This is a genomic window from Agromyces neolithicus (assembly GCF_039529735.1).
GTDB lineage: Bacteria > Actinomycetota > Actinomycetes > Actinomycetales > Microbacteriaceae > Agromyces > Agromyces neolithicus.
In genome coordinates, this window is sequence record NZ_BAAANJ010000001.1 from 304,418 (window position 1) to 316,220 (window position 11,803).

Genomic DNA, 11,803 nt, shown 5'->3' on the forward strand with positions numbered 1-11,803 from the left:
CGGGCCCAGCGGCGTTCAGGGGCGCAGCAGCACCTTGACTGCGCGCCGCTCGTCCATGGCGGCGTACGCCGCGGCGGCCTCGCGCAGCGGCAGCTCGAGATCGAACACGCGGCCCGGCGCGATCGCACCCGACCGCACGTCGGGCAGCAGCCGCTCGATGTACCCGCGCACGGGCGCGACGCCGCCGTTGACCCCGACATTGCGGTTGAAGAGCGGTCGCACCGGAAGCTCGGGCCCGCCGTTCGGCGCCCCCACGTACCCGACCATGCCGCCCGGACGGGTCGAGCGGATCGCCTGGTCCATCGACTGCTTCGTGCCGACGCACTCGAGCACCCGGTCGGCGCCGACTCCGCCGGTGATCTCCTGCACGGCCTTCACGCCGATGTCGCCGCGCTCGGCGACGATGTGCGTCGCGCCGAAGTCGCGGGCGAGTTCTTGACGCTGCGGATGCCGCGACATCGCGATGATCGTCGACGCGCCGAGCCGTCGCGCCGCGATGATCGCGCAGAGTCCGACCGCTCCGTCGCCGACGACCGCGACCGAGTCACCGGGGCCGACTCCGGCCGAGACGGCGGCGTGGTGTCCGGTGCCCATGACGTCGGAGAGCGTGAGCAGCCCGGGGATCTCGTCGTCGGTGACCGCGCCGGGAACGACGGCGAGGCCGCCGTCGGCGAGCGGCGCGCGCACGAGCTCGCCCTGCCCGCCGTCGGCGAAGCCGCCGAACCGGTCGTCGCTGCCCCACCAGCCGCCGTGCAGGCATGACGTCGAAACCCCGTTGCGGCAGTTGATGCACGTGTTGTCGCACACGTAGAACGGGGCGATCACGAAGTCGCCCACTGCGACCTTCGCCACTGCATCGCCGACGGCCTCGACCACGCCCACGAACTCGTGCCCGATGCGGTGCGGCGCGTGCGTCGGCGTGACGCCGCGATAGGGCCACAGGTCGGAGCCGCACACGCACGCCGCGACAACCCGCACGATCGCGTCGCCGCCGGTCGACAGCACCGGATCGGGCACGTTCTCGACGCGGATGTCGCGGGCGGCGTGGATGACGGTGGCGAGCATGTTTCGAGCCTACGCGCGCGGGCCCACCCGACGATGCTGTAGACGCACGTCTACATCAGGTGCGAGACTGGACGCATGCGAACCATCACGTCGCGTGAGCTCAAGCAGAACCCCGGTGAGGTGTACCGCCGCGTGCTCGCGAGCGGTGAAGAGCATGTCATCACCTCCCACGGCGCGAGCGTCGGCGTGAAGCTCGTGCCCGACCACCCCGGCCCACGCCGGTGGGTGCCAGCAGCCGCACTGCGCGCCGCAGTCCCCCGGTTGCCTCGCGAGAATGTCGACGACCTGCTGCGCGATCTCGACGCGCTGCGCGACGCAGAGCCGCTTCACGACCCGTGGGACGACGCCGAATGATGCTGCTCGACACGAACGTGCTCATCGACCTGCCCGACGACGACACGCTCGGCGACGAGACCCTCGGGGCGAGCATCCTCAGCCGGGCAGAGCTCGAGTTCGGGGTGAGGACCGCGAAGAACGACGCCGTCGCACTCGCGCGCGAGCAGTATCTCGCCGCGCTCGACCGCTTCATCGACTGGTTGCCGTTCGATGCCGACGCCTCGCGCGCCTACGGGTACCTCGCGGCAGCCATGCATCGCGACGGCGCCAAGGTGCGTGCCCGCAAGACCGACACGTTCATCGCCGCCCAGGCGTATGCGGCCGGCGTACCCCTGCTGACCCGCAAGATCGCCGACTTCGCGCCGATCTCGAGCATCGTGCAGATCATCGACCCCGGTCGGGTGGCCGGCGAGCGATAGCCCCGACCACGAGGTCGCGTGATGTCGCCGCGCACCGGCATGACGGCAGCGTAGGGCCAGGAGGTGAACTCCGGGTCGCGCGATGTCGGTGGCGTACGCCAAGATTCTCTGGTGAGTGGCATGAGAGGGTTCTGGGGCGCGCTCCCCGTCGAGGGGCGTTGGCTGCTGTCGACGGTCGCCATCCAGACCCTCGGCCGCGGGCTGACCCTGCCGTTCACGATCATCTACCTGCACGAGGTGCGTGGCTTCGACCTCGGGCTCTCGGGCGCCCTGATGAGCCTGATCGCCATCGTCGGGCTCGTGGTGACAGGCCCGGGCGGCACGCTCATCGACCGCTTCGGTGCCCGCAAGATCCTGCTCGCGGGGCTCGCGTGCATGATCGCCGGCTGCACCCTGCTCGCCTACGCGACGCACCCGGCGGTCGCGGCCGTGGCGCTCGTGCTCATCGGCGTCAACTTCGGCGTCTCGTGGCCGGGGTTCAACGCCCTCATCGCCGCGGTCGTCGAGGGCGACCTGCGCCAGCAGTACTTCGGCGTCAACTTCGCGCTCGTCAACCTCGGAATCGGCATCGGCGGCATCATCGGCGGGTTCTACGTCGACGTCGACTCCCCCGAGACCTTCACGGTCATCTTCCTCGTCGACGCCATCAGCTGCCTCATCCCGGTGGCATTGCTGCTCGGGCCGCTGCGGCACGTGCGCACGCAGTCCGAGCCCTCCGACGACGCCGCGACGGGCGTCGGCTATCGCCAGATCCTGCGCCAGCCCGCGGTGCTGTGGCTGACCCTGCTCACCTTCCTCGCGATGTTCATCGGCTACGGCCAGATGGAGGCGGGGTTCCCGGCCTACGCCCGCCAGGTCGCCGAGGTCTCGACGCGCGTCATCGGCCTGTCGTTCGCCGTCAACACCGCGGTCATCGTGCTGCTGCAGTTCGCCGTGCTCGCCCGCATCAGCGGTCGACGTCGCACCCGCGTCATGTGGGTCATGGCGCTCGTGTGGGCCGGCTCGTGGCTCATCCTCGGCGCCGCAGGGCTGCTGCCCGACACGCTCGCCGCGGCGATCGGCGTGCTCGCGTTCATGGGGGTGTTCGCATTCGGCGAGACCCTGCTGCAGCCCACCGTGCCGGCGATCTACAACGACCTCGCCTCCGATCACAACCGGGGCCGCTACAACGCCATCAACTCGGCTGCCTTCCAGGGTGGCGCGATCGCCGGGCCGATCGCCGCGGGCCTATTGCTCGACCAGGGGCTGTCGGTACTGTACATCGCCGTGATGGTGGCGGGCTGCCTCGGCATCGGGGTGCTCGCCGCCGCGCTCGAGCGCCGCATTCCGGCGAGCGCCAACGGCGTGCGCGAGCACGAACCCGAGCCCGTGTCGGGGTCCGAACCCGCGTCCGAGCCCGTCGACGACTGACAGCGTCACCGCCGGCTACCCGGTGCGTGGCTGGCCATGACTCCGACACTGATGCCACACAGCATCAGTGTCGGAGTCAGACTGGTGCTACTGCTCGTCGTCGATGATCTCGGCGTCGATCACGTCGTCGTCGAACCCAGCCCCACCGGGGACAGGGGCATCGGCCCGTGCGACCGTGAGCGACTCGCCGTCGGCGTCGAGCCCCACGACGACCGTGTCGCCGTCGCGCACGGCGCCGGTGAGCAGCGCGCGCGCGAGGCGGTCGTCGATCTCGTGCTGCATGAGCCGGCGCAGCGGCCGCGCCCCGTAGAGCGGGTCGTGGCCGCGCTCGGCGAGCCAGGCCCGCGCGTCGGGCGTGACCCCGAGTTCGAGCCGGCGCTCGTGCAAGCGCAGCGACAGCCGGTCGATGTAGAGGTTCACGATCTCGGCGAGCTCCTCTTGCGAGAGCGAAGAGAAGACGACGATGTCGTCGAGCCGGTTCACGAACTCGGGCTTGAACGCCTGCCGCACGGCGGCGAGCACGGCCTGCTCCTTCTCGTCCCAGCTGAGCGACGGGTCGATCAGGTACTGCGACCCGAGGTTCGACGTGAGGATGAGGATCGTGTTGCGGAAGTCGACCGTGCGGCCCTGGCCGTCGGTCAGGCGGCCGTCGTCGAGCACCTGCAGCAACACGTCGAACACCTCGGGGTGCGCCTTCTCGACCTCGTCGAAGAGGATCACCGAGTAGGGCCGGCGTCGCACCGCTTCGGTGAGCTGGCCGCCCTGGTCGTAGCCGACATACCCCGGAGGGGCGCCGACGAGCCGCGAGACCGAGAACTTCTCGCCGTACTCCGACATGTCGATGCGCACCATGGCGTGCTCGTCGTCGAACAGGAACTCGGCGAGGGCCTTGGCGAGCTCGGTCTTGCCGACACCGGTCGGACCGAGGAACAGGAACGAGCCGGTCGGCCGGTTCGGGTCGCTGATGCCGGCGCGCGAGCGGCGAACCGAGTCGGCGACCGCGGCGACGGCGCGCTTCTGCCCGATGAGCCGCTTGCCGAGCTCGGTCTCGAGGTGCAGCAGCTTCTCGGTCTCGCCCTGCAGCAGCCGGCCGACGGGAATGCCCGTCCACGCGGCGATGACCTGCGCGATGTCCTCTTCGGTGACCTGCTCGTTCACCATGCGCGGCTCGTCGGGTGCGGCCTCGGCCTGCTCGGCCTCGGCGAGGTCTCGCTCGAGCCGCTTGATCGTCTCGTATTCGAGCTTCGAGGCACGTGCGTAATCCGCCTCGCGCATCGCACGGTCGCGCTGGGTGATCGCCTCGTCGAGCTGCTTCTTCAGGTCGCCGACGCGATTCAGTGACATCCGTTCGCGTGCCCAGCGCTCTTCCAGCTGGGCGAGCTCGCGCTCATGGTCGACCAGCGTCTCGCGAAGCTTGGCGAGCCGTTCTTTCGACGCGTCGTCCTTCTCCTTCTTGAGCGCGAGCTCCTCGAGCTTGAGCCGGTCGACCTGCCGCTTGAGCTGGTCGATCTCGACGGGGCTCGAGTCGATCTCCATCTTGAGTCGCGACATGGCCTCGTCGACGAGGTCGATGGCCTTGTCGGGCAGTTGCCGGGCCGAGATGTATCGATTCGAGAGGGATGCCGCGGCGACGAGCGCCGCGTCGCTGATGGTGACCCCGTGGTGCGCCTCGTAGCGACCCTTGAGTCCGCGCAGGATCGCGACGGTGTCTTCGACCGACGGCTCGCCGACGTACACCTGCTGGAAGCGGCGCTCGAGCGCGGCATCTTTCTCGATGTACTCGCGGTACTCGTTGAGCGTGGTCGCGCCGATGAGCCGCAGCTCGCCGCGGGCGAGCATCGGCTTCAGCATGTTGGATGCCGCGACCGAACCCTCGCCGCCGCCCGCACCCATGAGCAGGTGAAGCTCGTCGACGAACGTGATGATGCGCCCCTCGGCGTCGTTGATCTCTTTGAGCACGGCCTTCAGGCGTTCCTCGAACTGCCCGCGGTACATCGCGCCCGCGACGAGCGCCGAGATGTCGAGCGTGATGAGCTGCTTGTTCTTCAACGACTCGGCGACGTCGCCAGCGACGATGCGCTGCGCGAGCCCCTCGACGACGGCGGTCTTGCCGACACCGGGCTCGCCGATGAGCACGGGGTTGTTCTTCGTGCGCCGAGTGAGCACCTGGCTGACTCGGCGGATCTCGGCGTCGCGCCCGATGACGGGGTCGAGCTTTCCTGCTTTCGCGATCTCGGTGAGGTTGATACCGAACTGTTCGAGCGCCGACTTCTGCTCTTCCTGCGAGCTCGGCGCGCCCTGCATGTTGGCCACAGGCACTCCCTTCGTTCAAACTTGAGTCTAACCAACTCAACTTTCAAGTGGTAGCCCGTATTCCCGGGCGATCCACCGACCTCCCCGGCGGGGTACGGTCGAAGGAGGGGCCGAAACAGGCACAAGCAGAAGAAGGTGGAGACCGCATGCCACTCGAGGGCGAATACGCACCGGGCACGTCGGGCTGGGCGCGCAAGCAGGCCGAGGCCTTCGAGGCGTCGGCCGGCGCGACGTCGAACACGCTGCGCGGCATGCCGATCATCGTGCTCACGACCGTCGGCGCGAAGTCGGGCAAGCTGCGCAAGACCGCCCTGATGCGCGTCGAGCACGACGGCGAATACGCCGTCGTCGCGTCGATCGGCGGCGCCCCGAAGCACCCGCTCTGGTACTACAACATCGTCGCCCACCCGCACGTCGAACTGCAGGACGGCGCCGAGAAGCACGACTACGAGGCCCGTGAGCTCGAGGGCGACGAGCGGGCGACCTGGTGGGCGCGCGCGGTCGAGGCGTATCCGCCGTATGCCGACTACCAGCTGAGGACCGACCGCCTGATCCCGGTGTTCGCGCTCAAACGCATCGTGCTCTGAGCCGACCGCGGCACGCCGGCGTCACAACCACCGCATGGTGAACGCGCGTGCGAGCAGCACCTTGAACGGCGGCACCGCGAGCACGCGCACGGCGCCGTTGCGCAGCCGCAGTCGCACGCCCGACGCGGGTGCGCCCATCGCCATGTTGAACGCCGCCTGACGGATGGCCCGTGCCGCGGCCGCGCGACGCAACCGGTCGTAGGCCTCGAACGCCTCGAAGGGTGCCCCTACCGTGAGCGCGGACTCGAGATCGTGGTCGAGCCGCATGGCGTCGAGCCAGCCGAGGTTCATGCCCTGCCCGCCGATGGGGCTGATCTCATGCGCGGCATCGCCGACGAGCGCGACCCGGCCGTGCGCGAGGCGCGAGGCGAGGTGCTGCCGCGCCTCGAACGCGCTCGGCTCGGAGGCGACGTCGACGTCGAACGCGCCCGACGTGCGCGACCGCACGATCGTCGCGAGTTGTTCGGCCGTCGTCGTGGCGGGCGGGCGCCGCACCCACGCGACCCAGCGCCGCAGGCCGCCCGGCATGGGGAACGACTCCACGACGCCCGCGGGCTCGAAGTGCAACAGCGCCTGATCGGACTCGCCGGTGTCGTCGCGGGTGTCGCCCATCATGTAGTGGGCGTGGCCGGCGTGGCGCAACCAGTCGATGCCGAGCTGGTCGCGCAGCGCGCTGCGCACCCCGTCGGCCGCAATCGCATACCGCGCGCGCACCGAGACCAGCCCCGTGGCGCGGCCGCCCTCACCGACATCGACCGCGTCGACCACGACGTGGGTGCCGCGATCGCGCACGTTGCGCACCTCGACGCCGCGCCGCAGCGCGCCCGGCCGAAGCTCGTCGAGCCGCGCTTCGAGCAGTCGCTCGGTCTCGAGTTGCGGCAGCGAGAGCACGGCGCCCGCGCCCGTGAACGACATCCCGCCGAGCACACGGCCTTCGCAGATGACCCGCCCGCCCGAGATCTCGGCCGCGGCCGCACGCACGGCAGGTTCGAGCCCGACGTGGGCGAGTGCCTTCAGCCCGGGCGGGTGGATGCCGATCGCGCGCGACCGCCCCGACCGCTCACGCCGCCGTTCGAGCACCACGACGTCTCGCCCGCGCAACGCGATCAGGCAACCGAGCAGCATGCCCACGGGGCCGCCGCCCACGACGACCACGTCGTGGATGGGCCTGACCGCGACGGCCCGTGACTCAGGCATCCGACCCCCACGCCACCTCGAGTCGCGAGGGGAACGCCCGCCGTACCCGCCACCCGGGCGGCAACACCGCGGCGAGCTCGGCCGCGGTATGGCTGCGTCGGATCGATGCGAGCCCGTCACCGCGAATGTACGTACCGGCGAGCAGGTTGCCGGCGAACGGCAGCGTGCCGAGCCAGAACCCCGCGTAGCCCCAGCGACTGCGCTCGATGTCGCCGAGCACCGCGATGCCGCCCGGCCCGACCAGCCGCTCGCAGTCGGCGAGCAGCGCGCCCGTCTCGCGACCGTCGAGGTGGTGCAGCACGTGGTTCGACAGCACGATCTGGAACCGCTCGCCGGCCGCGACGAGGTCGCGGGTGGCGACCTGCCGAACCGCCAGTCCGCGAGCGTGGGGCTGAGCCATCGCCCAGGCGATCGCCCGGGCGTCGGGGTCGATGGCCGTGATGTCGAGCCGCAGCCCGTCGGCGTGCGCCCAGCGCAGCATGCGGCGGGGCAGGTCGGCGCTGCCCGTGCCCACGTCGAGCAGCCGCGTGCCCCACACCGGCGAGAGGCGCGGCCGAACCCAGCGCCGGTACACCGCGCGTTCGCCCGACACGATCGCGTTCACGAGCCGGAACCGCGCGTAGGTCTTCGCCAGCACGCGCGGGTCGGCGTCGGGCGCGTCCATCTGTTCGCGCGCCCGTTCGTCGCGGGTCGCGAGCGCGGCGAACGGATGTCGCACGCTACGCCCGCACGGTCAGCAGCGCCGATTCGACCGTGAGTCCCGGTCCGAACGCCATCGCGGCCACCCGGTCGCCGTCGACGGCCGCCTGCGACTCGAGAATGCGCTTCAGCACGAACAGCACCGTGGCGCTCGACATGTTGCCGAAGTCGTGCAACGTCTCGCGCGCCGGCACGAGCTGCGCCTCGGTGAGCACGAGCCGCGACTCGACCTTGTCGAGAATGCTGCGCCCGCCCGGGTGGATCGCCCAGTGCTCGACCGCGGCCGAGGCGGTGTCGTCGGCCAGTGCCGCGGCGAGCTCGGGCTCGGTGGCGAACAGCGGTTCGAGCGCACCCGTGATGTGGTCGTCGATGATCGCCGGAATGGCATTCGAGAGCACCATCTCGAAGCCGTGGTCGCCGATCTTCCACGCCATGTCGCCCTCGCCCTCGGGTGTCACACGGGTGGCGAACCCGTCGAGGTCGAACGCCTTCTCGCCCGGCTCGGCCGGTCGCGAAGACACGATTCCCGCGGCGGCACCATCGGCGAACAACGACGACGCGACGATCGTGTCGGGGTCGTTCGACGACCGCAGGTGCAGGGTGCACAGTTCGGCGCTGACCACGAGCACGACCGACGAGTCATCGGCTTCGCACAACTGCTTCGCGATGCGCAGCGCCGGAATCGACGCGTAACAGCCCATGAACCCCAGGTGGTAACGCTCGACGCCCGGGTCGAGCCCGAGGTCGCGGGCGAGCATGAAGTCGGGGCCGGGTGCGTAGAACCCGGTGCACGAGACGGTCACGACGTGCGTGATATCGGATGCCTCGACCCCCGCACACGCCGCGAGCGCGGCCCGCGCGGCCTCGAGGTACAGGCGCGTCGCCTCGACCGCGTAGATCTCGTTGCGGGCCTTGGTGCCCGGCAGCAACAGCTCTCGCGACTCGATGTCGAAGAACACGGGCTCGTCGGGGCGCGCCCCCCAGCTCAGCTCATCGAGCACGGTGTGGCGCGTTGCGATGCCCGATACGTCGAAGGCTGTGCCGATGATGCGCTGCGCGAGGCGGCTGAGACCCGGCTGCGCCGCGAACACGTCGCGCACTTCTGCCTGCACCAGCACGGTCGGCGGAACAGCGGTCGCAACCGCTCGTAGGGTGACGGCCATGACGTGGTGGCGGCCGGGCGTCAGCCGAGCAGCTTCGCCTTCGCCGCCGCGAACTCGGCGTCGTCGAGAATGCCCTGCTCTTTGAGGGCGGCGAGCTTCTGCAGCTCGGCGACGACGTCGACGCCGGCGGCGGGTGCTGCTGCGGGGGCCGGAGCTGCAGCGGCGGCGGCTGCCGCCTGCTGCTGCGCCACCGCCTGCTGGGCAGCCGCGTCGATCTGCGCCTGCTGTTGCTGCGCCTCGAACTGCTGGGCCTCGTACTGCTGGTTGGCCTTGTCTTGCTGGCGGCGCTGCATGCCGCCGCTGACCGCGGTGGCGGTTCCCGCGACGACGGCGGTGCGGGCGGCCATGCCGACCAGCCCGGGGCGTCCCATTCTTCTGAACGGCATGTTCCTACTCCTCTTCAGCTTCTTCGAGCACGGCGTTCACGACCGTGGCGGGAATGCGCTCGGCCGACAGCACGACGCCGCCCGACTGGGCGAATCGGGAGGCGAGCCTCTTGGCCCAGACGAGCTCGATCGCGAGCAGCGCCGCCGACGTTCCGAGCGGGATCTGTTCGGCGAACTCCTCGACGTCTTCATCGCCCACGAGACCGATGGTCTCGAGCTCGGTGACCCCGAACCCGTAGTCGTCGGCGATCTCCTCGAACTCCGAGACCTGCAGCGAGCCGTCTGACTCTCTCGACACCACGAGGAAGTCGAGCAGCCTGATCTCACCGCCTGCGACGAGCTCCCTGATCGCCTCGAGCGTACCCTCGTCGGGGCGATCGCCCTCGAATCCGACGAGATAGAGATCGACCGGACCGTACTCGAATTCCGCCATCGTGGTTCCCCTTCACGTGTGTGTCTGCAGACTATCCCCGAGCGAGTGGCGGCGCTACACGCGATTCGCGTGATTCAGGGGATTCGCCGGATAGTCGACGAAGGGTCACCGCCCGGTCATCCGGCTCGAGCACGAGCGCCCGCACGAGCAGGGTCAGCGGGATCGAGAGGATCGCGCCCACGGGCCCGATCACGAGCGTCCAGAAGACGACCGACACGAACGTGATCGTGAGGCTGAGCGACACCGCGTCGCTCACGAACTTCGGCTGCACCAGCACCTGCAGCACGACGTTGATGACGCTGTACGCGAGCACGACGACCAGGGCGAGCTGCCAGCCCCCGACCACGAGGGCGAGCACTGCGGGCGGAATGAGCCCGAGCACGAACCCGATGTTCGGCACGAAGTTCGTCACGAACGCCAGAATGGCCCAGACGACGGGCACGGGCACACCGAGCGCCCACAGCAGCAGACCGTCGATCACCGCGACGATGGCGCCGAACGTGGCGTTCACGACGTAGTACCGGCGAACCCCGCTGAAGTAGCGCAGGCCGATCGCGTCGGCCGCCGCCGAGCCGAACATCAGGCCCGAGCGCGCCACGCGTGCGGCGTCGGCCGCCATGAAGATCGCGTAGGCGAGCACGAAGAAGAACGCGGTCGCGATGCCGAGCACCGATTCACCGAGCGCGGTCACGATCGGCACGATCGTCGCCGGGTCGAGGGCGGCGCTCGTGGCGTCGGCCGTCGCCTGGCTGAGCCCGAGTGACTCGATCCAGGCGGCCACGCTGCGTGCGGTGGCCTGTAGCTCGTCGGCGTAATCGGGCAGCATCGCGATGAACTGCGCGAACGCCACGACGACGAGCGCCGCGACCGCCAGCAGAATGAGGTAGGCCACCGCGATGACCGCGGTCGTCGCGAGCCACTTCGGCCATCCCCGGTTCTCGAGCGGCCGGCGAACGGGGTTCGCGATGATCACCACCACGGCGGCGAGCGCGGCGGGTGCGACGATGTCGCGAGCGAGCCAGATGCCGACGAAGACGACGACCGCGGCCGCGAGCGTCAGCAGCACTCGCGTGCCGTGGCCGAGCGGTGCCCTCGAACCCGAGCCCGCGGCATCCGTCATCAGAAGCTGCCGATGCCCTTGCCGACCAGTACGACGCCGATCACGAGCAGCAGCACCGCCATGACCGTCGCGTTGTTGTGCACGAGCCAGCCCCGAAGCGACTCGAGGGGGCCGGCCATGCGCTTCGACGCGACCAGGTAGGCGATCACGGGCACCGCCACCGAGCACGCCGCGATGATCACGAAGACGACGATCGCGAGGGTGATCTCGCCACCCGTGAGGCCGGACGTGCCGATGACGACTCCGGCGCCCGCTGCCATGAGCAGGTTCTTCGGGTTCACCGCCGAGAGCAGGAAGCCGAGCACGAGTCCCTTACCGGCGGTCATGGTGTCGATCGCGGCCATCCACTTCGGCAGCGCCGCAGTCTCACCGGGCCCCGGACGACTGCGCCACTGCCGCAGGGCGAGGAACAGCAGCCCTGCGCCGAGCAGGATCTTGATCACCCCGGCGATCGGCTTCGACGCGTCGGGATCCTGCTCGGGGATGATCGACCCGAGCAGCGTGAACACGACGACCGCGACGACGATGCCGAGCACCCAGCCGAGCAGGAAGCCCAGGCTCGTGCCCTTCGCCTTCGGCGAGAGCAGCATCAGGATCGCGGCGATGATCGGGATCGGGCTGATCGCGATGCCGAGCGCGAGGGGGAGGACGTCCCCGATGACTGAACCCATGTGT

At 70.0% G+C, this 11,803-nt stretch carries 13 protein-coding genes; 4 read left to right on the top strand and 9 right to left on the bottom strand.

All coding sequences use genetic code 11. From position 1 onward, the window contains the following. Positions 1 to 15 precede the first annotated feature (15 nt). The gene (locus ABD164_RS01455; protein ID WP_344292676.1) at positions 16 to 1,065 is read right to left on the bottom strand and encodes a zinc-dependent alcohol dehydrogenase family protein; all 1,050 of its coding nucleotides are present in this window, start codon (positions 1,063 to 1,065) and stop codon (positions 16 to 18) included. A gap of 75 nt (positions 1,066 to 1,140) precedes the next feature. Here ABD164_RS01455 and ABD164_RS01460 point away from each other — a divergent pair, with 75 nt between their 5' ends. The 3 genes from ABD164_RS01460 (at position 1,141) to ABD164_RS01470 (ending at position 3,230) form a co-directional block, all read left to right on the top strand. Further along, positions 1,141 to 1,419 (top strand): type II toxin-antitoxin system Phd/YefM family antitoxin, encoded by a 279-nt coding sequence (locus tag ABD164_RS01460; protein WP_344292679.1) that lies wholly within the window; start codon positions 1,141 to 1,143, stop codon positions 1,417 to 1,419. Continuing rightward, positions 1,416 to 1,820, top strand: a complete 405-nt coding sequence (locus ABD164_RS01465) for a PIN domain-containing protein (protein WP_344292681.1) — start codon at positions 1,416 to 1,418, stop codon at positions 1,818 to 1,820. The genes ABD164_RS01460 and ABD164_RS01465 overlap by 4 nt, the downstream gene beginning before the upstream one ends. Before the next feature lie 120 nt (positions 1,821 to 1,940). After that, positions 1,941 to 3,230 carry an MFS transporter gene (locus ABD164_RS01470; protein WP_344293365.1) on the top strand — a complete coding sequence of 430 codons (1,290 nt, stop codon included), beginning with the start codon at positions 1,941 to 1,943 and terminating at the stop codon, positions 3,228 to 3,230. Between the two features lie 87 nt (positions 3,231 to 3,317). Here ABD164_RS01470 and ABD164_RS01475 read toward each other — a convergent pair whose 3' ends face one another. Then, complete coding sequence (locus tag ABD164_RS01475; protein ID WP_344293367.1) at positions 3,318 to 5,534, bottom strand: ATP-dependent Clp protease ATP-binding subunit; 2,217 nt, start codon at positions 5,532 to 5,534, stop codon at positions 3,318 to 3,320. Positions 5,535 to 5,689: 155 nt separating this feature from the next. Here ABD164_RS01475 and ABD164_RS01480 point away from each other — a divergent pair, with 155 nt between their 5' ends. Beyond that, positions 5,690 to 6,130 carry a nitroreductase family deazaflavin-dependent oxidoreductase gene (locus ABD164_RS01480; protein ID WP_344292683.1) on the top strand — a complete coding sequence of 147 codons (441 nt, stop codon included), beginning with the start codon at positions 5,690 to 5,692 and terminating at the stop codon, positions 6,128 to 6,130. A 21-nt stretch (positions 6,131 to 6,151) separates the two neighbouring features. Here ABD164_RS01480 and ABD164_RS01485 read toward each other — a convergent pair whose 3' ends face one another. Genes ABD164_RS01485 through ABD164_RS01515 form a run of 7 tightly spaced genes read right to left on the bottom strand, consistent with a single transcriptional unit; the run spans position 6,152 to position 11,799 of the window. Further along, complete coding sequence (locus tag ABD164_RS01485) at positions 6,152 to 7,327, bottom strand: FAD-dependent oxidoreductase (RefSeq protein ID WP_344292684.1); 1,176 nt, start codon at positions 7,325 to 7,327, stop codon at positions 6,152 to 6,154. Continuing rightward, the gene (locus ABD164_RS01490; RefSeq protein ID WP_344292686.1) at positions 7,320 to 8,045 is read right to left on the bottom strand and encodes a methyltransferase domain-containing protein; all 726 of its coding nucleotides are present in this window, start codon (positions 8,043 to 8,045) and stop codon (positions 7,320 to 7,322) included. Before ABD164_RS01490 ends, ABD164_RS01485 begins: the two co-directional genes overlap by 8 nt. 1 nt (position 8,046) lies before the next feature. Beyond that, positions 8,047 to 9,189: a type III polyketide synthase gene (locus ABD164_RS01495; RefSeq protein WP_344292688.1), complete on the bottom strand. Its 1,143-nt coding sequence runs from the start codon at positions 9,187 to 9,189 to the stop codon at positions 8,047 to 8,049. A gap of 20 nt (positions 9,190 to 9,209) precedes the next feature. Beyond that, the gene (locus tag ABD164_RS01500; protein WP_344292690.1) at positions 9,210 to 9,575 is read right to left on the bottom strand and encodes an SHOCT domain-containing protein; all 366 of its coding nucleotides are present in this window, start codon (positions 9,573 to 9,575) and stop codon (positions 9,210 to 9,212) included. Positions 9,576 to 9,579: 4 nt separating this feature from the next. Further along, positions 9,580 to 10,008 (bottom strand): DUF6325 family protein, encoded by a 429-nt coding sequence (locus ABD164_RS01505; protein ID WP_344292692.1) that lies wholly within the window; start codon positions 10,006 to 10,008, stop codon positions 9,580 to 9,582. A gap of 31 nt (positions 10,009 to 10,039) precedes the next feature. Next, positions 10,040 to 11,128 (bottom strand): AI-2E family transporter, encoded by a 1,089-nt coding sequence (locus ABD164_RS01510; RefSeq protein WP_344292695.1) that lies wholly within the window; start codon positions 11,126 to 11,128, stop codon positions 10,040 to 10,042. Then, positions 11,128 to 11,799, bottom strand: coding sequence for a GAP family protein (locus ABD164_RS01515; RefSeq protein ID WP_344292696.1), 672 nt, complete (start codon positions 11,797 to 11,799; stop codon positions 11,128 to 11,130). The genes ABD164_RS01510 and ABD164_RS01515 overlap by 1 nt, the downstream gene beginning before the upstream one ends. Positions 11,800 to 11,803 lie beyond the last annotated feature (4 nt).